Consider the following 20,183-nt stretch of genomic DNA (forward strand, 5'->3'; position numbering starts at 1 on the left):
CGATACGACCGAAGTCCATCGGGAGCTGCGCGCAGTAGTGCAGCGGCGAGGCTGGCACCTCGTCCCAAAAGCTGGGAGCGTTTGCGAAATGTGTGTGCCCCGAAAGGGCCAAATAGGCTTGGCGGCCTGTTGCAGTAGTCAGCGATTGAACGCGCTTGGCGGCGTGTCAATCAAACCATCGTTTGGCGACGATGTGGGATGTGAAGGTTATCAGGGGCAGGTCCGGACCCGCAGTTTTTTGTCCGGCGCCTGTATTCTTTACGACCTCCCGTTCGCTAGAACGGGAGGTATCTCAGCTGCACGCCGGCAGCATGCGCACGCCGCATACCTTGAACGCGACCTTGGTGTGATCGCTTCTGCGTGTCCATGTGGCTGACTGCGAGCGGGCGTGTTTCGGGGCGCGTCCACGTCTTTAGACTTAACGTGATCCTCCTCATGGATGTAGAATCATTCCGCGCCGTTGCATGGTCGGCGCGCTGCCCATCCTCAAGGCCCCATCAGGCCACCGCCGATAGCGCGTGTTCAGAGTGTCCGGATCACACCGCCATCGCCCAGCCGCTGCCACGGCAGCCCGAGCACCAGCGCATCGAACTGCGCCCGGGTGAGTGCGACACCGCCCTGATACTCGGTCCAGTGAAAGCGGCCCTGGTTCAGGCGCCGGCACGCGAGCCACACCCCGAAGCAGTCATGGACCAGCACCTTCAAGCGCGTGCCACGCCGGTTGCTGAAGAGGTAGGCGTGATGCGGATGGGCCTCGCCGAACACGCGCACGACCTGCGCGAGCAGCGTGTCCATGCCTGCGCGCATGTCCAAAGGCGCCGCCGACAGCCACAGCGCATCGATGTGGATCATGCGAGCCACTCGCGTAGCCACGCCCCGCACGCATCAGCGGCCTGGAGCGGCCACTCGAGCTTGACGCGGGTGTTGCCGCGCTGTGCCTCGAGGCGGATCACGGCCTCGCCGACGGCCGGGGCGACCTGCGCCGGCACAAAGCCCGGCTCGGACAGCGTCGTGAGCTCAGCGCTGGCCGGCCTGCGCCGGCTCGGCGGCTCGACGCCACGCCCGCGTATCCAGCGATGGACTTGGTTGGCGTTCAGGCCATTGGCCAGGGCTACGCCGGTCACCGAGATGCCGGGCTCACGGCAGGCCGAGATCACTGATTGCTTGAAGGCTTCGCTGTGCGTGCGCCGCGTCCGGCGCGGGATAACGACGTCCATCGTGTCCACTATCAAAATTGATGGACACGATCTTCAATGGGCTATGCGGTTGGGGGAAGGTGGGTTCGCCGGGTGCTTACCCAGATTCCGCATAGCTACGTGTCAATCGAGGGTTTTTCCTGCTTCAGGCAAGTGCGTCGGGATGGAGCCGACTTTTTCAACAGAATCGGCAATAAGCCGGCCGCCACCGGCGCCAGGCGGCGCGTTCGCGACAGATCGATGCCATCGAGCCAGGCGAGCAACTCGCTCATCGCCAGGCCCTCAGAACGTGTGAATCAATCTCGGCTGAGATCGGATATCGTTCAGGCCATGAAGCCCGAGCCGAATTCGCCGACCGAGGGGCAGCGTAGCGCTGCGTTGTTTGACGACTTGCCGGTCCCGGCTGAAGGCGCGGCGGCACCTGCCGATGCGCCCCAGGGACGCCCGCGCGTGCAGACGGCGCAGCGCAACCAGATCGAGTTGCGCGCCTGCGACCTGGATGCATTGCTTGCCCCCGGGCATGCCGCGCGCACCGTGTGGGCCTTCGTGCAATCGCTCGACCTGGCGCCGCTGTATGCGCGCATCAAGGCCGTGGAAGGCCGCGCGGGCCGGGCGGCGATCGATCCGGCAATCCTGGTGGGGCTGTGGCTGTACGCGACGATCGATGGTGTGGGTTCGGCGCGCGAACTGAACCGGCTGTGCGAGCGCGACGATGCCTACCGCTGGCTGTGCGGGGGCGTCGGGGTCAATTATCACAGTCTGGCCGACTTTCGCACCGAGCACGCCGCCTGGCTCGACGCACAGCTCACGCGCAGCGTAGCGGCCTTACTCGATCGGGGGTTGGTTCAGCTCAACCGCGTCGCCCAGGACGGCATGCGGGTGCGCGCCCATGCCAAAGCGGCCAGCTTCCGCCGCCGCGACCGGCTCGCCCGCCTGCTGGCAGAGGCGCGTGCGCAGGTCGAGCGGCTCAAGCAGGAACTGCATGACGATCCGGCGGCGAGCAGCCGCCGCCAGCAGGCCGCCCGGGAACGGGCCGCGCGCGAGCGCGAGCAGCGCCTGGCCCGGGCATTGGCGACCCTGGACGAGCTCGACAAGGTCCAGACGAAGAAGGGACGGACTGACAAACGCAAGGCCGCACCGCCGCCCGACGACGAGCCGCCGGGCAGCGCGCCGCGCGTGAGCACCACCGACAGCCAGGCGCGGGTGATGAAGATGGCCGACGGCGGCTTTCGCCCCGCCTTCAATGCGCAACTCGCCGTCGATGCCGATACCCAGATCATCGCCGCGCTCGAGCTGACCAATGCCGGTACCGACATGCAGCAGATGGCGCCGATGCACACCCAACTGCGCAACCGCTATGGCCGCACGCCCGCCCAGTGGCTGGCCGACGGCGGCTTCGCCAAGCTCGAGCACATCACGGCGCTCAGCGCCGCGGGCACCGAGCCCTACGTGCCGGTGCCCGCCAGCCGCAACCCAACCATCGACCCGCACCTGCCCAAGGACGGTGACAGCGCGGCCGTCGCCCGGTGGCGGGCCCGCATGGGCACCGCGGACGCTGCCGAAATCTACAAGGCGCGCGCGGCCAGCGTCGAATGTGCCAATGCCCAGTTGCGCCGTCGCGGGCTGCACCGGTTCAATGTCTGCGGCACCGTCAAGGCACGCGCCATCCTGCTCTGGCATGCGCTTGCCCATAACCTGATGCGGGTGGCGGCCCTGGAGGCCGCAGCAGCCCACTAAACAACGCCGACGGCGCCGCCCAAAAAGGCTCTGCGCCACGCAGCACCGCCGGCTCCCATCTGATCAAACGGCCGCACCGCCGGTAGCTTCGGCCCGTCGGCGGCTTACGCCGACAAAGCGGTCCTCGGCCTACGCGCTCTTCGCATTGCGCTCGCCGCGAGCGTCGGCAATTTATTCACGCCTTCTCAGCCGACAGCCGCGCGGGGTCGGTGAAACGTCCGCGCTCCAGGCGCTTGTAAAGCACCCAGAACCCATGACGGTCCCACACCAGGAGCTTGGCCTTGTCGCGGCGCCGGCCGATGAACACGAACACCTGACCCGAGAGCGGGTTCATGCCCATGCAACGCGACACGATCTGCGCGAGCCCATCGATCGACTTCCTCATGTCCACCGCTTCGCTATAGACGTGGGCGCGGATCGCCGAGGACAGGATCACGGTAGCCGCGCCAGCACGCGATCGAGCATCTGCCGCGCAGCCGCGCCATGCAGACGAACCGTCATCGAATCGGGCAGCACGACATCGATTTCCACCACATCGACTTGCACCCTCGGGGCTGGCTGCGCAAGTGCGATGAAGCGGCCGCAGCCTTCGCCCAATGCGGCCCCTGCCTCGGCGGCGGCCAGTCGGTTGATGCGATGGCGGAATGTCGACAGCGCCGAGCCGGTGGCCTGGCAATACTGCGGAATACTCAAGCCTTGCCAGCGCCGCTGCCGCCCATGCGAGCGCCAGAATGCATCGTCTCGATGCACGCGCCGCTGAACCGCCGCCTCGCCATGGTGCTGAGTCGGCGGCTCCACCACCGCCATCAGCCTCTCCTGCTCCATCGTCGTTCTCCAGAAGTGAGTTTCGCAGCCGCAACGATCGACGATTCAGCGCTGCCTGGGAACTACGGGGTTGCTCGGACGGTTACGTTACGACGACGGGAGAGGCCACGGCTCGCTGCCGTCAGCGCCGCAGATTCAGTTTGCCCGGAAATGAGCTGCGCGCCCCCCGCGTCGGCTGCCGCTCACGCGCTTGATGATTGAGACTCCGAAGGGCGGTCACGTCTGGGCGTGGAAAGCACGTCTACCCTCATTCAGGCTCCGCCTGATTGAGTCGGGCCTGCACCAACAGCCAGTTCAGAAACGCGCCGACCTTGTGAAGGTGGGCCTCGTTGCGTCGATACGCCAGGAAATGGATCTCGCGCGTGATCGGCGCGAAGACCTCCTCTCCCGGCGTCACGAGTTCGCCACGCGCAAGCTCGCGTTCGGCAAGGCGCGTGCTTTCGAGCGCGACCCCCATGCCGTCGACGGCGGCGGAAAGCGCCAGCGCGCCGCGGTCGAATGATGCCCGCGGGCGCTTAGGGCAGACCATACCGTTGGCGACAAACCAGTCGGGCCACTTCACAGGGCTGAGTTGAGAATCGATCAGCGGCAGCGTGTGAATCTGCGTCTGAATCGGGGTGTCGGGTGCCAACAGTCGTGGCGAACAGAGCGGCACGATGCGTTCCGCTCCAAGCGGGACGACGATAACGCCGGCGCGCTGATGGGCCGTGCCATACGTGATCGCAATGTCCGTTTCCCGCGCCACTGTGAGGTCCACGGGATCCGCGCCGGATGTGAGACGGATCGTGATATCCGGATGCGCCTGCATGAACAGGGGCAACCTCGGTCCCAGCCACTTCGCCGCCAGACTCGGGGCGCTGTAGACCGCCAGGACTTGGGACTGGGGCGCCAAAGACACCTCATTGCAGGCCGCCTCGATCACGTCGAACACCCGGGACAGACTCTCGAGAAGGCGTCGCCCCTCCAGTGTCGGTTCGACGCGCCGGTTGCGCCGCTCGAAGAGCTTGCGACCGAAGTAGTCCTCCAGTTCGCGCACCTGATGGCTGATGGCCGATTGAGTGAGGTGCAACTCGTTGGCCGCGAGGGTGAAACTTTCCAGCCTCGCCGCGGCTTCGAAGGCGCGTAGCAGGACGAAATTGGGTAGGCGCCTCATTTCTTCTTTAATGCATGAATGTGGTTCATGCTTTCATGAATATCCATCGTTTGTCAACCGGTCCCGAGGCGGCGACCATTCCTTCCAACACGCGACGTCACTGACTCTGCCGGCGTGTGAAGCGACGCTTTCCGGCCGGAAGGCTCGATTCGGTTCCCAATCTTTCCAACGAAAGGAGTTGTCATGGAGGCAGTACTTACTCGAGTTCCTCAGTTTTTCAATGACGAGGAGCGCATTTCCATCTATCAGCCCGAACAGCGCGGGCTGATCTTTCCCGCGATTCCCAAGTTTTCCTCCTACGCCGACGAACGTCAGTACCGAAAGGAACGGCTGGTGGCGGCCTGCCGCGCGTTTGCGATCGAAGGCTACGACTACGGCTTCGCCGGCCACCTCACCGTGCGCGATCCTGAGCATCCGGAGCTCTACTGGACCAACCCGATGGCGATCCACTTCGCGCAGGTCAAGGTGTCGAACCTGATCTGCGCTGACCACACCGGGAAGGTTGTGGAGGGTACGTATGCCATCAACCGCGCGGGCTTCGTCCTGCATGCGGCCGTGCACGAGATGCATCAGGACATCGTGGCGATGTGCCACGCCCACACCGAGTACGGCACCGCCTTCGCTTCGCTCGGCAAGAAGGTCGAGCCGATCACCCAGGACGCTGCCGCGTTCTACGAGGACCATGTGGTCATCGGGGACGAGGCCGGCCAGGTGGCCGTGGAGGTCAAGGCCGGGCACAAGGTCGCTAATGCCTTCCGCGGCGTGAAGGCGGCGATCCACCAGAATCACGGCCTGCTGACGGCGAGCCGCCACAGCATCGAGTCGGCAGCGTTCTGGTTCATTGCCCTGGAGCGATGCTGCAAGCAGCAGCTGATGGTCGAGGCGACCGGCGTGACGCCGCACCTCGTCACGCCCGAGCGAGCTCGCTACAGCCGCGAGCACGTCGGCAGCGACTACATCGGCTGGCTGCACTTCCAGCCGATTTGGAATCACCTGGTTTCGACGCAGCCCGACATGTTCGACTGACCGGTGCGGCACTCCCTCGCTCGGCTGCGAGGGAGTGCCCCCTGGGCCGCGGCATACGTCGACTCAATCGACGGTGCCGACCCGATGACAACTACTCCAGGAGACACAGCCGATGCATACCCCTAGCGCAATCGCGATCGCATATCGGGAAAAGGCGGACACCAGTGCCCACCGCCAAGGTCCTTCATCTGACCCATTCGTTTCCCACGTCGGCACGCGCCAATGCGAGGACCTCGTTCCTCACCGGAAACAGGAGGAGGGGCCGATGAATCGACGCAAGGCCCCCAAACTAGTTTTACTTGCCGCGCTGATGCTGGCCGCCGGCACCGCGCAGGCCACCGAAACGCTGCGCTGGAAGGTGCCCAACGCCTTCCCCTCGCACCTGCCTGCACTCGGCGACAACCTGCAGATCGTGGCCGACTCCCTCAAGGCCGCATCCGCTGGTGCCATCCAGTTCAAGACCTTCGAGCCGGGCAACTTGGTACCACCGCTCGAACTCTCGGACGCGGTACGCGACAAGACCATCGACGCCGGCTACACCTGGCTGGGTTACGACGCCGGCAAGATCCCGGCGGCGCCGCTGTTCTCGGCGCGCCCCTTCGGCATGGAACCGTGGGAATACACGGCGTGGTGGTACGAGGGCGGCGGCCGCCAGCTCGCCGAGGACATTTACGGCAAACGCAACGTCCATCCGATCCTGTGCGGCATCACCGGGCCCGAGACCGCGGGCTGGTTTCGCAAGGAGATCAAGTCGATGGACGATCTCAAGGGGCTCAAGATCCGCTTCGCCGGCCTCGGCGGCGAGGTCATGCAGAAGGCAGGCGCCTCGGTGACCCTGCTGCCCGGCTCGGAGATCTTTCAGGCGCTGGAGAAGGGCGCGCTCGATGCAACCGAGTTCGCGATGCCGGCGGTCGATCAGAAATCGGGCTTCGACAAGGTCGCCAAGTTCAATTACTTCCCTGGCTGGCACCAGCCCTACACCGCCTTTCACTTCATTGTGAACAAGCAGGTGTGGGACGGACTCGAGCCCTCCACTCGCGGCATGCTGGAAATGGCCTGCACGGCCGGGGTACTGCGCAACCTCTCCAGGGGTGAGGCGATTCAGGGCGCGGTCCTCCGCGGCTTAAAGGAGAAGGGCGTGACCGCGCAGCAGATCCCAGCGCCGATGCTGAGCGAACTGCAAAAGCTCAGCGATGCGGTGATGGCCGAGCAGGCTGCGAAGGACGCCGACTTCAAGCGCGTCTATGAATCCCAGGAAGCGTTCGCGAAGGACTACCAGACCTGGAAGGGCCTTGCCTACCTGCCACGGGACTTCAACGACGCTTCGGGCAACTGAGCAAACCCCTCGAGTGAGAACCGGCGCGGGGAGGCGGGATGCCCGCGCCGGCATGACCCAATGCCCACCGATCCAGCGGAGAGGACCATGAGCAACCTGAAGCTCAAACCCGACGCGCTCGCTGCCCCCGGCAGCAAGCCCGGCGACCTGCAATACCCGAAACGCGACGCCGAATTACCGGAGACGGCCTTTTCCCGCGTCGTCGACCGCCCCCTAACCCGTCTGGGGTCAGCCATGTCCTGGCTATGGCTTGGCCTCATTGCCGTCATCGTGGTCAATGTGGCCATGAAAAACCTGTTCGGCGACAGTCGGGTGGAGTTCGAGGAGATCCAGTGGCACCTCTATTCGGCCCTCTTCATGCTGGGGCTGGCCGCAGCGCTTGTGACGGATGACCACGTGCGAGTAGACCTGCTGTACGAGCGCTTCGGTCTGCGTACTAAAGCCTGGGTGGACGCACTAGGCATCGTCTTTCTGCTGCTGCCCTTCCTGGCCATACTGTTGTGGTACGGCCTGCCTTTCGTAGCCGATTCGCTTGCCACCGGAGAACGTTCCAGCGCACCGGCCGGGCTGAGTCACCGCTGGCTCATCAAGAGCATGCTGGTGATCGGCTGCACCCTCCTCGTCCTGGCGGCCTTGGCGCGGCTGCAGCGGACGGTCACGCTGCTTTTCCTGACGGAGCGGGAGTCGCCGCCCTGTCCTGCCGAGGGAAGCGAAAGCCTCGCGAGGCAAAGGGATGCCAGCGGCGAGGCGCGCGACCGGTCGTCATCGTCCGTGCAAGAAGAGCACCGGGAGCCGGAGGCACTCCGCCTCATCCATGCCGGAGGCAAATCATGATTCTGGAATTTCACGAGATCCTCTGCATCGGCATGTTTGCCGGCTTCATCGCCCTTCTGTTCACCGGCTTCCCGGTGGCCTGGGTGCTTGGCGGTGTCGCCGTGCTGACCGCGGCGGCGGCAGCCTTCATCTTCCCCGAGCAACTCGCCGACGGCTTCTACGGCATGAAGTTTTCCGACCTCGGCGCGACCGTGCCGCGGATCTGGTCGATCATGCAGAACTGGGTGCTGGTGGCGCTGCCGATGTTCGTCTTCATGGGCCTGATGCTCGACCGTTCGGGTATCGCCGGCGCGCTGATGGAGAATTTCGTCAAGGTGCTCGGCCGCGCCCCCGGCGGTCTGGCGGTGACGGTGGCACTGATCGGCCTGCTGCTGGCGGCCTCCACCGGCATCATCGGCGCCTCGGTGGTGCTGCTCGCGCTGCTCGGCCTGCCGATCATGCTCAGGAACGGCTACAGCCCGGTGTTCGCCAGCGGCACGATCAGCGCCGTCGGCACCCTTGGCATTCTGATACCGCCCTCGATCATGCTGGTGTTGATGGCTGACCGCACGCCCGGGGTAGATGCGGGTGGGCTGTTCATGGGTGCGCTCGTGCCTGGCGTGATGCTGGGGGTGATCTACGTCGGCTACATGCTCGCGGTCGGCGTGCTGTCGCCGCGCACCGCGCCGGTGCCGGCCGACGCGCGCCGCCTCGAGCTTCGCGATCTCGCCGGCGTGTTCCGTGCCGTCCTGCCGCCGGGGCTGCTGATCCTGGCCGTGCTCGGCTCGATCTTCGCCGGCCTGGCCACGCCGACCGAGGCCGCTGGCGTCGGCGCCTTCGGCGCCACCTTGCTTGCGCTGCTGCACCGCAAGCTGAGCGTCGGGGTGGTGCGCGAGGTGTGCGAGCAGACGACGAAGACGACCGCCTTCATCTTCGCCATCTTCATCGGCGCCACCGCCTTCTCCTTCGTCTTCCAGGCCCTCGGCGGCGAGGACTTCATCCACCACGGCCTAAAGAGCCTGCCCTTCACCGACGACGGCATCCTGATCGCGGTGCTGGTGCTGATCTTCGTGCTTGGCTTCTTCCTCGACTGGATCGAGATCACCCTCATCGTGCTGCCTCTGGTAGCGCCAGTGATCGCCGGCCTGGACGTCGGTCCCGCCGACGCCGGAGCGCGCATGATCTGGTTCGTCGTGCTGGTGGCGGTGTGCCTGCAGACCTCCTTCCTGACCCCCCCGGTAGGCTTCGCGCTGTTTTACCTGAAGGGGGTGGCGCCAGCCGGAGTCACGGTGGCGCACATCTACAAGGGCGTCGTGCCCTTCATCCTGCTGCAGCTGGGCGGACTGGTGCTGGTGTATCTCTTCCCGGCGCTGGCGACCTGGCTGCCCGAGCAAGCGTATGGAGGATGAGGGCACTTGCCCACCCCGAGCGTGCCGAGCCCGTTTCTGCCGGGCTCGGCACGCTCGGGAACCGGAACGACGGGTGCAACACTACCGCTCCGGGCCGCTTCAGGCGAGCTGTGGCCGCGCCTGAAGGATCTCTCCGAGGCGGCGCGTCAGGTTTTCCCGCGCCTGCGTCGTGTGCTGCTCCGACAATGCTGCCGCCCGCGCGCCCTCACCTGAGGCGATCGCATTCGCGATCGCCTCATGCTCATCCCAGATCGACGCCCTTTGTGCGGAAGACTGCAGGACCGCCCCCATCGCCCGGCGCAGATGGACCCAATGCACCTGCGTGCTCTGGGCGATGAGCGGATTTTGCGCTGCCTCGTAGATCGCGCGATGAAACGCCACGTCGGCATCGATCATGGCTCTTACGTCCTTGCCCGCCGAAGCGCGTCGCCCCTCCGCGATCAGGGCGGGGGCGATCTGATAGCGACGTTCGGCCGCGAGCCGGGCCGCCAGCGCGTCGAGGGCGCCGCGCACGGCGTAGAGATCGCCGATCCAGCAGGGGTCGAGCGGGGTCACGAGGACGCCGCGACCGGGCGCGTCCTGAACCAGCCCATCCTTCTTCAACAGCCGCAATGCTTGCAGCACCGGAGAGCGCGAGACCTCCATCTCGTCGGCTATCTCTTCCTGCGTGAGGCGCGTCCCTGGCGCCAGGGTGCCGTCGGTGATTGCGTCAAGGAGCTTCTGGTAGACCTCGTCGACATAGTCGGGGCGGACCTGGATTTTCGCGAGTCTCTTGATCATAGCGGGCCTGCTCAAATTTTGTATTCAGTATGCAATTGGATCGAGGTGGCGGTCAAATCCGACCCTCAGAGCCCTTGACTTTCTCCAGTCGACTCGCTAGTGTGCACTGAACTCTGTATACAGAGTTCAGTTTATCCAAGAACGAATGGAAAGGAATCAGTCGATGAAGGTGCTCTACGACAAGGATGCGGACCCCGCCATGCTCCGCGCACGCCGCGTGGCGGTGATCGGCTACGGCTCACAAGGCCACGCGCACGCGCTGAACCTCAGGGACAGCGGAGTGGAGGTCGTGGTGGGGCTGAGGGAGGAAGGTACCTCGTGGGCGAAGGCGGTCGACGCCGGTTTCAAGGTGAGCGGCGTGCGTGAAGCCGTGGCCGATGCGGACATCGTCATGCTGCTCGTCCCAGATGAAGCGGCCGCGACTGTGTATCGTCGAGACATGCATGTGGCAATGCGCGAAGGCGCAACCCTCGCGTTCGCCCATGGCTTCAACATCCATTACGGCCAGATCGTGCCGCGCTCCGACCTCGACGTGATCCTGGTGGCGCCCAAGGCACCGGGGCATACCGTGCGATCGACCTACACCGCGGGTGGTGGCGTACCGGCGCTCGTCGCCGTGGCGAATGACCATTCCGGCACGGCACGGGAGATCGCACTTGCCTACGCTACGGCGATCGGCTGCGGGCGCGCTGGGGTAATCGAAACAAGCTTTGTCGAGGAAACTGAAACCGACCTATTTGGCGAGCAGGCCGTCCTCTGCGGCGGTGCAGTCGAACTCGTCAAGGCCGGATTCGAAACCCTTGTCGAGGGGGGCTACGCGCCCGAGATGGCGTATTTCGAATGCCTGCATGAATTAAAGCTCATCGTAGACCTGCTCTACGAGGGCGGCATCGGCACGATGAACTACGGGATCTCGAACAATGCGGAGTTCGGCGAGTACGTCAGCGGGCCGCGCGTCGTCACCGCCCAGACCAAGGCCGCGATGCGCGAGGTGCTGAATGACATCCGCTCTGGCGCCTATGCCAAGCAGTTCATTCTCGAGAGCCAGGCCGGCAACCCGACGCTGCACGCCCGTCGACGGCTGGCTGCGGCGCACCCAATCGAAGAAGTCGGTACGCGTCTTCGGGCGATGATGCCGTGGATCTCCGCAGGCGCGCTCGTTGACCGCAGCAGGAACTGAGCTTCATCACCAAGTGTTCGCGCCCCGCCGCGGAAAATAGTGCGCGGAAAAACTGTATACAGAATACGAACTTCAATCCCCGTGGCCAGCCATCTGGGCTGGCCCGACTGCCCCACCACCAAAAGGAGAGAGCATCATGATCAAGCCATCCGAGAAGCACGACGCGCCCCGCAGCACCGGTGGCAGCGCCGTCAGCAGGAAACTCGTTCCCTACGGCGGCTACTACACCAACAAGGTGCCGGACCACGACCCGGAGCTGACCGAGGTCGGGGCCGGCACCCCGATGGGCGAATATCTGCGCCGCTTCTGGCATCCCGTATGCATGGCGATGGAGCTGACCGACACGCCTCGCTTCCTCAAGATCCTGGGCGAAGAGCTGGTCTGCTTCCGCGACGGCAGCGGCCGTGTTGGCCTCCTGCATGCCCATTGCGTGCACCGCGGCGCCTCGCTCGAGTACGGCAAGATTGAGGAGCATGGCATCTCCTGTTGCTACCACGGCATGGTGTTCGACGTCGACGGCACCTGCCTGCGCGTTCCCTTTCCGCAGGGCGAGGAGGAAGAAGGCGAGCGCTACCGCTGTTCGATCCGCCAGGGCGCGTACAAGGCCTTCGAACGCAACGGTCTGATCTTCGCCTACATGGGCCCGCCGGACGCCGAACCGCCGTTCCCGGAGTGGGAAGGCAACTTCACCGTGGCCGACGGCGACGAGCTGGTTCCGTACAGCAACTTCCAGCACTGCAACTGGCTGCAGGTGCAGGACAACGCCGCGGACAACTATCACACCATGGCGCTGCACGCGAAACGCCAGGTGACCGGCGAGAACTACCAGGGGACCACCTTCGACGAAGTGGGCGCGGCAACGATGGAGGTGCCACCGGACATGCAGTTCTTCCCCGTCCATGGCGGGCGCAGCCTGGCTTGTGCCGGCGCCCGTCGTGCCGACGGTGAGCACATGCACATCCGCGTGCAGCATCAGGTGCTGCCGAATCTGAGCCTGCACGCCTACACCTCGGAAGACGGCAAGCGCAAGAAACTCTTCAGCCGCTTCCACATGATCCGCTGGACGGTGCCGGTGGACGACTACAACGCAAAGATGATCGGCTGGCGCGTCATGGGGCCGGGAATCGACACCCGCGGCATCGGCGACAAGAGCATGGTCGGCTACGAGACAATCGACTTCCTCGAAGGCCAGGTGGCGATGCGCCGGCCGGAGCGCTTCGGCGACTACAAGCTGGAGGACATGCCGCCCATCCCCTCGGACCACCGCGCTCGAGCGAACTACAAGGACTGCCAGTACGCGCCCGGCGACTACGAGGCCATCGTCAGCCAGCGCCCGATCGCGGTGCACGCGCTGGAGAACCCAACCCGGTTCGATGCTGGCCTGTACATGTTCCGCAAGCTGCTGCGTGACGCCGTGCGGGGCACGAATCCGAAGGCCGGTCCGGAGGAGTTCGCGCAGTGGCTGCGCGACTGCGCCGGCGCGCCTAACAGCTATTGTTCCGGCAACGTGTTCGAACTCCCCGAAGCAGAAACAGTTGAGGAAGAGGTTCGCAACCGGCGTCGCTTGGCGAAGGAGGTGGTCGCCATCCTGACTGCTTCGGATCAGTTGAAAGGGGCGGAGCGCGCCGAATTCGTCAAGCTCAAGTTCGAGGAACTCGAGCAGAGCTTCAAGAAGTGACGGCCGCGTCTTGACCCGGCCGAGCGGCAGCGGAATGCGAGGTTCCGCTGCCCGCAGCGCTTTCTCCATCGACAGTGATAAGGACCCGACATGAATACCACCATTGCCCACGCTGCCTCCAGCGGGCGGATCGAATTGCTGGTGCGGCAGATCCGCATGGAAGCGAAGGACATCCACTCCTACGAGCTGATCGACCCCGATGGGCGGCCGCTGCCCGCCTTTGCGGCGGGTGCGCACATCGATGTCCACATCGCGCCGAACCTGATTCGCCAGTATTCCCTGTGTAACGATCCCGCGGAGCGCCACCGGTATGTGATTGGAGTCCTGCGCGACGAGCGCGGCCGCGGCGGCTCCAAGGCCTTGCACGAACGCCTAAGGGTTGGCGATCGCGTCACCGTCGGCACGCCGCGCAACAGCTTCGAGCTGGCCGCGGGAAGCGGGAAAACGATCCTGCTCGCCGGCGGGATCGGCATCACCCCGCTGAAGGCGATGGCGCATGTGCTCGAGGCTTCGAGCGCGGACTTCGAGCTGCATTACTGTGCCAGGGGACCGGAGTCGGTGGCGTTCCAGGCGGAAATGACGGCCTTCGCCCCAGGTGAGTGCCTGCACTACCACTTCGACGGCGGCAACCCAGCCAACGGCCTCGACATCGAGGCTCTCTTGGCGCGACCCGTAGACGGATCGCATTTGTACTACTGCGGTCCTGCCGGCTTCATGGAGGCATGCCGAAAGGCCTCCGCGCATTGGCCGGCGGGTTCGGTGCATTGCGAGCATTTCAAGGCGCCGGCCGCGGCGCAGCCATCGACCAACGCGCGCGACGATTCCGCATGTGTCGCTGAGATCGCCAGCACCGGCCAGAAGATAGTGGTGCGCCAGGGGCAAAGCCTGGCCGAGGCACTGCAGGCGGCGGGCCTGCCGGTCGAGACCTCCTGCCAGTCAGGGCTCTGCGGCGCCTGCAAGGTCCGCTATCTCTGCGGGGACATCGATCACCAGGACTACATCCTGGATGACGATGCCCGGCGCGAATTCTTCACGCCCTGCGTCTCGCGACCACGCAGCGGAATGGTAGTGCTGGACTTGTGACGCCGGGATTGCCGCCTAAGGTGGGATGATGAGTACCGCAAGTACCCTGAAGCGCTAGAACCGGAAGTTTCAGCACACGGGCGGAACGAGCGAGGGGAACCGGAAGTGCGGGTTCCGCCCGGCGTTCCACGACCGCGAAACGGGCAATCACCTATACTTACGGCTTTTCAGATGGGACGCCAGCACCGTGCCACCTTCTCGACGGACTGCCGGATTGTGTTGTGGTCGAGCACGAGGGCACGGGACGAGTTCATGGCGTCAAGACAAGCGTCATTGCCGGATTCGTTTAAGAGGGAGAATTTTTCACGCGCGAACCGGCGATGGCTTTGGTTGCCTCGGTCGAACCACAAGCGGCAGCCTGACGCAGCCCGTGGCATCAGTGCGCGGGAAGCATTGACTATTGTGGCGCCATGGGCATATCCCGACTCAGCGAGTGGCAGCTTCATCTCGACAAGTAGCCGGTCGAGTTGCGATTGTCATGTGACGGCAACGGGCCGGTAGTTCCAGTTGGCTGTCGGCTTGATCTCTCCATTGAGCTGCTCGAGTTTCTTGGTTGACGGAGGGGTAGCTGCTTTGAGCATTTGCGTTAACTCATTAAGTCGCGCGCCGTGCTGCTATCTGTTCCGCTTTTGTCGGACGGCCGCGCCGCCTTGGTGCGGGCGGTGGCAGATCTGGCACGGAGGCATAGCGTGCAGGAAGATGGCTTGTTCTCTGTTTTTCTTCTAGCCAAGCTTCGACGTCTAGCGGTCTGAAGCGCAAAAGCCTACCCAGCCTCGTGATTCGGGGTAAGTCACCGCCGGTCGAGCTTCTGTTGTAGATAGTCTGTGTTGCCAGGCCTAGCAGCTTGGCGAGTGTTTCTGGTGTGAGGAGTGGCTCCAAGGTCCATGTTCGCGCGTGAGCAGTCACATGACTGCCAAGAATGTAGTCACCAGAGCGCAGTTTATTGGGGGCCGGGCCAGTGGGAGGCGGGGAGAAGGGAGCATCGGTTTTGCAGCACGTTGCAGCATTTCTGCAGCACTAGGCGCTGCAAAAACTGGTAAGATCAAGTAACGCTGGGTATGGAAGTGCGTTGATTTTGTTGTGTTTTTGTGCTTGGGGCCGCGTCATTAAAGGCGTAGGGGGCAGATTCAAAATCCGCCGCCGCAAGGTGTGTGGGTTCGAGTCCCACTCTCGGCACCATCTCTGCGCAAATGTCCTGTATGCGATGGCGGCTGAAGGCGCAGTGCCTTCCGGGCTTCTTTTGAGGCCGCGTCAGGGGCGAGATTCTGGATCAAGCGCTGGTGCGCTGGCAAATCCTGCGCGTGATTCCTTTTTTGCCATGCGGTCGCGCGACACCTGCAGTCGCGATGATGCCGAACGTCATGGGCCCTCCTGCCCGATCTTCAGCTCTTTGTTCGCAGCCGCGCTGATGGCGCGCACCGCGGGGTGGGTCAGCCGGCGTTCAACCGAGACCGCGTAGTAGGTTTCGGTGACACCGTTGGCGTCGCCCAGATGCACCATCGCATCCTGCTTGCAAAGCTGCTCGCCGACCAGCGATGCGCTCGGGAAGACGCCTGCGCCGGCTTCGGCGAAGGCGCGCATCAGGGCACTGTCGTCGAATTCGCCGACGATGCGCGGCTTGAGGCGAGCCGCGTCCAGCCATTGCAGCAGCGGGCCGCGCACGGCTGCCTCGCCGCCCGGCAGCAGCAGCGGGGCGCCGTCGAGGCAGGCAGGAAAACCACCCTTCAGGCGGGCTGCGAGCGCTGGTGTAGCGAAGAAGCCGATCGTGGATTCGCCGAGCGTGTGGCTGTAACCGCGCACATCCATGTTCGAAGGCATGGGACTGTCGGCCAGCACGACATCGAGCTTGTGGATGGCGAGTTCGCCAAGCAGGGCATCGAATTTTCCTTCCCGGCAGACGATGCGCATCGGCTCGGGCAGGTTCATCGACGGCGCGAGCAGCAGCCAGGCGATGGCCTTGGGCACCACGTCGGCGATGCCGACGCGGAAGGGCACCGTGCGGCCGCTCGCGCGACTGCGCAGCGCTTCCTCCAGTTCGTCGCCGAGACGGAAGATCTCCTCTGCATAGTCCAGCGCGACACGTCCGGTATCCGTCAGCACCAGGCCTCGGCCCTGTCGCCGGAACAGGCTGACACCGAGTTCGGCCTCGAGGGTCGCGATCTGACCCGACAGGGTTTGTGGCGCGAGACCGGAACGTTCTGCTGCGCGCACGATCCCACCAGCGCGGGCAACGGTCCAGAAATGATGCAGCTGCTTGTAGTTGATCATGACCTGCGTCCCGGATTGTCGATGCTTCGGAAAAAACGGATGAACATTCTGTTGAACTGAGATTTTATCGAAGCGTCTGAGGTTTAGTATCCGTCAGGCGTTAGGCCTGATGGCGATACGCAACTACACAAGGAGACTCAGCATGCGAATCGACCTGCATTGTGATGGCGTTGAAGCCCCTCCCGTCCTGCGGGACTACGTGAGCCGCCGGATGAGCTTCGCAATCGGGCGTTTTCGCGACCACATCCAGTGGGCGCGGGTGAAGGTCGCGGACGTCAATGGCCCGCGTGGCGGCAGTGACAAGCGTTGCGTGGTACAACTGCGCCTGCGCAACCTGCCGGACGTGGTGTTCGCGATCACGCAGCTCGACGTGCGTGCAGCGGTGGATCAGGCTGCCGACCGTGTGGCCCGGGTCCTCGCACAGCGTGTGCGCCGCAGCCAGCGCCCCGTCCGCACCCACGCCGCTTCAATGCAAGCCTTGCCGGCCTGAGTCAGCGGCACACACTTTTTCCCTGGTCCGGAGTCGCAGGGCGGCATCTGTCCTCGACTCCCAAAACAAATCCACTTCTCCCCCGGAGGAAACTAAACATGGACAACCGCATCACGATGACGCGCACCGAAGCTTCGGTGCTGTCGACCAACAAGGTCATCCGCAATACCTACATGCTGCTGTCGCTGACGCTGGCATTCTCGGCGCTGACGGCGGGCCTGTCGATGGCGATGGGCGCGCCGCGCCTGGGCATCATCGTGACGCTGGTCGGCTACTTCGGCCTGCTGTTCGCAACCAGCAAGTTCCGCAACAGCAGCGTGGGCATCCTGTTCGTTTTCGCGCTGACGGGCTTCATGGGCTTCACCCTGGGGCCGATCATCTCGGCCTACCTGTCACTGCCCAACGGTAGCAGTATCGTGATGCAGGCGATGGCCGGCACGGCGGCGATCTTCCTCGGTCTGTCGGCTTACGCGATCACGACCAAGAAGGATTTCTCCTTCATGGGCGGGTTCCTGATGGTCGGCATCCTGGTGGCCTTCCTGGCCGGCCTGGGCGCGATCTTCTTCGAGATCCCGGCGTTGTCGCTGACGGTTTCCGCTGCCTTCGTGCTGCTGATGTCGGGCCTGATCCTGTTCGAGACCAGCAACATCATCCACGGTGGCGAGACCAACTACATCATGGCGACGGTGTCGCTGTTCGTGTCGATCTTCAACCTCTTCACCAGCCTGCTGCACCTGCTGGGCTTCATGAACAACGACTGACCTCGATCAACGGCGGGAAGCGGGCGGGGTGGTTGCCGGATGGCGGCCGCCCCGCTTGCGTTTGGCGCAGCCTCGCGCTTCCGGACTGCGTTTGTCCGAATGCGATGGGCACGACTCGCGCCCTGTGGCGCTACAATGGCGCACATTTTTCAGTGGGAACGGTTGGATGAAAACCACTTTTCTGGATTTCGAACAGGCAGTTGCCGAGCTCGAAGCCAAGATCGACCAGCTCCGTTTCGTCTCCGACGACCCGGCCGTGGACATCTCCGAGGAGATCGCCCGCCTCGAAACCAAGAGCCAGTCCCTGACCAAGGACATCTACGCCAAGCTGACGCCGTGGCAGATCGCGCAGGTCGCCCGTCATCCGCAGCGTCCTTACACGCTCGACTACGCGCAGCACATCTTCACCGACTTCGAGGAACTGCACGGCGATCGTTCTTTCGCCGACGACAAGGCCATTGTCGGCGGGCTGGCGCGCTTCAATGGCGAGAGCTGCGTCGTCATCGGCCATCAGAAGGGCCGTGACACCAAGGAAAAGATCGCGCGCAACTTCGGCATGCCGCGGCCTGAGGGCTATCGCAAGGCCATGCGCTTGATGAAGCTGGCGGAGAAGTTCGGCCTGCCGGTGTTCACCTTCGTCGACACGCCGGGCGCCTATCCCGGCATCGGCGCGGAGGAGCGCGGGCAGTCCGAAGCGATCGGCCACAGCATCTACCTGATGGCCGAGCTGAAGGTGCCCATCATCAGCACGATCATCGGCGAGGGTGGCTCCGGCGGCGCGCTGGCGATCGCGGTCGCCGACCAGTTGCTGATGCTGCAGTATTCGACCTACTCGGTGATCTCCCCCGAGGGCTGTGCCTCCATCCTGTGGAAGAGTGCGGACAAGGCCCCCGAGGCGGCAGAAACCATGGGCATCACGGCCGCGCGTCTTAAGTCGCTCGGCCTGGTCGACAAGGTCGTCAACGAGCCGGCCGGCGGTGCGCATCGGGATCACCGTGCGATGGCGGCAGCGCTCAAGCGTGCGCTGGCCGAGGCACTGCGTCAGGTCGATCACCTGTCGCCGTCCGAACTGGTCGCCCAGCGCTACGAGAAGCTGATGGGCTACGGCCGCTTCAAGGAACTGGCGGCCTGACATGCTGCCCGAGGCCGTTTCCCGTGCGCTGACGGCGGCGGGAGTCGGTCCCGGTGCGCGTCTGTGCTGTGCGCTGTCGGGCGGCGTCGATTCGCTCGTACTGCTGCATGTGCTGCACGATCTGGCGCCACGGCACGGCTACGTGCTGCAGGCGGCGCACGTTCATCATGGCCTGAGCCCCCATGCCGACGCCTGGGCGCAGGCTTGCGCGTCGTGCTGCGCGACCTTGCAGATTCCCTTTTCGCTGATCCGCGTCGAGGTGCCGCGCGACGATGCTGCCGGCCTCGAGGCGGCCGCCCGTCGCGAGCGGCTGGCTGCACTGGACGCCATCCGCTGCGACTGGCTCGCATTCGGTCATCATCAGGACGATCAGGCCGAGACGCTGCTGTTCCGGCTGTTTCGCGGCAGCGGCGTGCGCGGTGCCGCGGCGATGGCGCCCTTCGAAATGCCGTCGGCTGGCAGGCCCGGTCGCGTGCGTCCGCTGCTCGACTGCCGGCGCGCCGGGATCGAGGCCTGGGCGCGTGCGCGCGGGCTCGACTGGGTCGAGGACGAGAGCAACGCCGATGTGCGTTTCAGCCGTAATTTCCTGCGTCATCGCGCGCTGCCGGCGCTCGGCGAGCATTTCCCCGCCGCGGTGCCGACGCTGGCGCGCGCGGCGGCCCACTTCCGTGAGGCAAGCGACTTGCTGGACGAGCTTGCCGCGCTCGACGAGGCCACCTGCGGTGGCGAGCCCTTGCAGCGCTGCGCTGTAATGTCGCTGTCGGATGCGCGTATCGCCAATCTGCTGCGCTGGCAGGCGCGCCGGCATGGCTGGCAGATGCCGGTGCAGGCCAGGCTGGACGAGGCCCTGCGTCAGTTGCGTGCGGTCGCGCAGCCGCTGCGTGTCGTCCTGGGCGAGATGGCCCTGTGCGCCTATCGAAACCTGCTGTGGCTCGAGTCCGCCGTCGGCGGTACTTACGAGCCCCGGGACTGGTGCGGGAGCGCGACGCTGTCGTGGGGGGCGGGAGAGGTGCGTTTCGAGCTTTTGCCTGGCCGGGGAATTGCGCGTTCGCTGCTCGAGAAGGCAGGGTCGGTGCGGCTCGCCGGGCGCCGGCCGGGGCTGCGGATGCAGCTGGCGTCGGACCGGCCACGGCGCCAGTTCAAGAATCTGTGCCAGGAGGCGGCCATTCCGGCGTGGCTGCGGGATCGGCTGCCAGTGCTATGGGTGGATGACGTGCCGGCCTGGGTGGGCGGAATCGGCGTTGCGGCCGAGTTCGCCTGCGCGCCGGGTGACGAGGGCGTCGTGCCGGAATGGCGGCCCGCGGGCGTGGCTTGAG

21 protein-coding genes are annotated in these 20,183 nt (G+C 64.9%); 12 read left to right on the forward strand and 9 right to left on the reverse strand.

Translation table 11 applies throughout. The features are described 5' to 3' along the window. Positions 1-522: 522 nt before the first annotated feature. From tnpB (AC731_RS18680) to AC731_RS19985, 3 genes are all read right to left on the reverse strand, one after another. Positions 523-852, reverse strand: coding sequence for an IS66 family insertion sequence element accessory protein TnpB (gene tnpB, locus AC731_RS18680; protein ID WP_048708410.1), 330 nt, complete (start codon positions 850-852; stop codon positions 523-525). After that, on the reverse strand, positions 849-1,217 hold the full coding sequence (locus AC731_RS18685; protein ID WP_048708411.1) for a transposase: 369 nt from the start codon (positions 1,215-1,217) through the stop codon (positions 849-851). The genes tnpB (AC731_RS18680) and AC731_RS18685 overlap by 4 nt, the downstream gene beginning before the upstream one ends. A 95-nt stretch (positions 1,218-1,312) precedes the next feature. Continuing rightward, the gene (locus AC731_RS19985) at positions 1,313-1,468 is read right to left on the reverse strand and encodes a hypothetical protein (RefSeq protein ID WP_156480742.1); all 156 of its coding nucleotides are present in this window, start codon (positions 1,466-1,468) and stop codon (positions 1,313-1,315) included. Between the two features lie 178 nt (positions 1,469-1,646). On the opposite strand from AC731_RS19985, the gene AC731_RS18690 reads away from it, so the two are divergent. Beyond that, a complete protein-coding gene (locus tag AC731_RS18690; protein WP_048709925.1) occupies positions 1,647-2,933 on the forward strand; it encodes an IS1182-like element ISThu1 family transposase in 1,287 nt (428 codons plus the stop codon). Positions 2,934-3,108: 175 nt separating this feature from the next. Here AC731_RS18690 and tnpB (AC731_RS18695) read toward each other — a convergent pair whose 3' ends face one another. From tnpB (AC731_RS18695) to AC731_RS18705, 3 genes are all read right to left on the reverse strand, one after another. Beyond that, positions 3,109-3,369 (reverse strand): IS66 family insertion sequence element accessory protein TnpB, encoded by a 261-nt coding sequence (tnpB, locus tag AC731_RS18695; RefSeq protein WP_082794372.1) that lies wholly within the window; start codon positions 3,367-3,369, stop codon positions 3,109-3,111. Beyond that, a complete protein-coding gene (gene tnpA, locus AC731_RS18700) occupies positions 3,366-3,740 on the reverse strand; it encodes an IS66 family insertion sequence element accessory protein TnpA (RefSeq protein ID WP_156480743.1) in 375 nt (124 codons plus the stop codon). Before tnpA ends, tnpB (AC731_RS18695) begins: the two co-directional genes overlap by 4 nt. 265 nt (positions 3,741-4,005) lie before the next feature. Further along, complete coding sequence (locus AC731_RS18705) at positions 4,006-4,911, reverse strand: LysR substrate-binding domain-containing protein (protein ID WP_048708414.1); 906 nt, start codon at positions 4,909-4,911, stop codon at positions 4,006-4,008. Between the two features lie 183 nt (positions 4,912-5,094). Here AC731_RS18705 and AC731_RS18710 point away from each other — a divergent pair, with 183 nt between their 5' ends. From AC731_RS18710 to AC731_RS18725, 4 genes are all read left to right on the forward strand, one after another. After that, complete coding sequence (locus AC731_RS18710; RefSeq protein WP_048708417.1) at positions 5,095-5,937, forward strand: class II aldolase/adducin family protein; 843 nt, start codon at positions 5,095-5,097, stop codon at positions 5,935-5,937. Between the two features lie 265 nt (positions 5,938-6,202). Continuing rightward, on the forward strand, positions 6,203-7,273 hold the full coding sequence (locus AC731_RS18715; RefSeq protein ID WP_048708418.1) for a TRAP transporter substrate-binding protein: 1,071 nt from the start codon (positions 6,203-6,205) through the stop codon (positions 7,271-7,273). A gap of 87 nt (positions 7,274-7,360) precedes the next feature. After that, on the forward strand, positions 7,361-8,107 hold the full coding sequence (locus tag AC731_RS18720; RefSeq protein ID WP_082794373.1) for a TRAP transporter small permease subunit: 747 nt from the start codon (positions 7,361-7,363) through the stop codon (positions 8,105-8,107). Further along, positions 8,104-9,495, forward strand: coding sequence for a TRAP transporter large permease (locus AC731_RS18725; RefSeq protein ID WP_205626611.1), 1,392 nt, complete (start codon positions 8,104-8,106; stop codon positions 9,493-9,495). The genes AC731_RS18720 and AC731_RS18725 overlap by 4 nt, the downstream gene beginning before the upstream one ends. A 99-nt stretch (positions 9,496-9,594) precedes the next feature. Here AC731_RS18725 and AC731_RS18730 read toward each other — a convergent pair whose 3' ends face one another. After that, the gene (locus AC731_RS18730; protein WP_048708420.1) at positions 9,595-10,275 is read right to left on the reverse strand and encodes a GntR family transcriptional regulator; all 681 of its coding nucleotides are present in this window, start codon (positions 10,273-10,275) and stop codon (positions 9,595-9,597) included. A 163-nt stretch (positions 10,276-10,438) separates the two neighbouring features. On the opposite strand from AC731_RS18730, the gene ilvC reads away from it, so the two are divergent. The 3 genes from ilvC to AC731_RS18745 all read left to right on the forward strand — a co-directional run bounded on the left by ilvC (position 10,439) and on the right by AC731_RS18745 (position 14,216). Next, complete coding sequence (ilvC, locus tag AC731_RS18735) at positions 10,439-11,455, forward strand: ketol-acid reductoisomerase (RefSeq protein ID WP_048708423.1); 1,017 nt, start codon at positions 10,439-10,441, stop codon at positions 11,453-11,455. 136 nt (positions 11,456-11,591) lie between these two features. Next, the gene (locus AC731_RS18740; protein ID WP_048708424.1) at positions 11,592-13,133 is read left to right on the forward strand and encodes a Rieske 2Fe-2S domain-containing protein; all 1,542 of its coding nucleotides are present in this window, start codon (positions 11,592-11,594) and stop codon (positions 13,131-13,133) included. A 90-nt stretch (positions 13,134-13,223) separates the two neighbouring features. After that, entirely contained in the window at positions 13,224-14,216 is a 993-nt protein-coding gene (locus tag AC731_RS18745) for a PDR/VanB family oxidoreductase (RefSeq protein WP_048708425.1), read from the forward strand. 594 nt (positions 14,217-14,810) lie between these two features. On the opposite strand, the gene AC731_RS19725 is transcribed toward AC731_RS18745, so the two are convergent. Beyond that, positions 14,811-15,122, reverse strand: coding sequence for a helix-turn-helix transcriptional regulator (locus AC731_RS19725; protein ID WP_082794374.1), 312 nt, complete (start codon positions 15,120-15,122; stop codon positions 14,811-14,813). Between the two features lie 453 nt (positions 15,123-15,575). After that, a complete protein-coding gene (nhaR, locus tag AC731_RS18755; protein WP_004292065.1) occupies positions 15,576-16,484 on the reverse strand; it encodes a transcriptional activator NhaR in 909 nt (302 codons plus the stop codon). Positions 16,485-16,626: 142 nt separating this feature from the next. On the opposite strand from nhaR, the gene AC731_RS18760 reads away from it, so the two are divergent. From AC731_RS18760 to tilS, 4 genes are all read left to right on the forward strand, one after another. Further along, positions 16,627-16,974, forward strand: a complete 348-nt coding sequence (locus AC731_RS18760) for an HPF/RaiA family ribosome-associated protein (protein WP_004292064.1) — start codon at positions 16,627-16,629, stop codon at positions 16,972-16,974. Between the two features lie 98 nt (positions 16,975-17,072). Next, positions 17,073-17,735: a Bax inhibitor-1/YccA family protein gene (locus AC731_RS18765; protein ID WP_048708427.1), complete on the forward strand. Its 663-nt coding sequence runs from the start codon at positions 17,073-17,075 to the stop codon at positions 17,733-17,735. A gap of 166 nt (positions 17,736-17,901) precedes the next feature. After that, the gene (locus AC731_RS18770) at positions 17,902-18,867 is read left to right on the forward strand and encodes an acetyl-CoA carboxylase carboxyltransferase subunit alpha (RefSeq protein ID WP_004292060.1); all 966 of its coding nucleotides are present in this window, start codon (positions 17,902-17,904) and stop codon (positions 18,865-18,867) included. A gap of 1 nt (position 18,868) precedes the next feature. Beyond that, a complete protein-coding gene (tilS, locus tag AC731_RS18775) occupies positions 18,869-20,182 on the forward strand; it encodes a tRNA lysidine(34) synthetase TilS (protein WP_048708429.1) in 1,314 nt (437 codons plus the stop codon). The last annotated feature ends 1 nt before the right edge of the window (position 20,183 follow it).

Origin of the sequence: Thauera humireducens (assembly GCF_001051995.2) — a bacterium.
In the GTDB taxonomy this organism is placed as follows: domain Bacteria; phylum Pseudomonadota; class Gammaproteobacteria; order Burkholderiales; family Rhodocyclaceae; genus Thauera; species Thauera humireducens.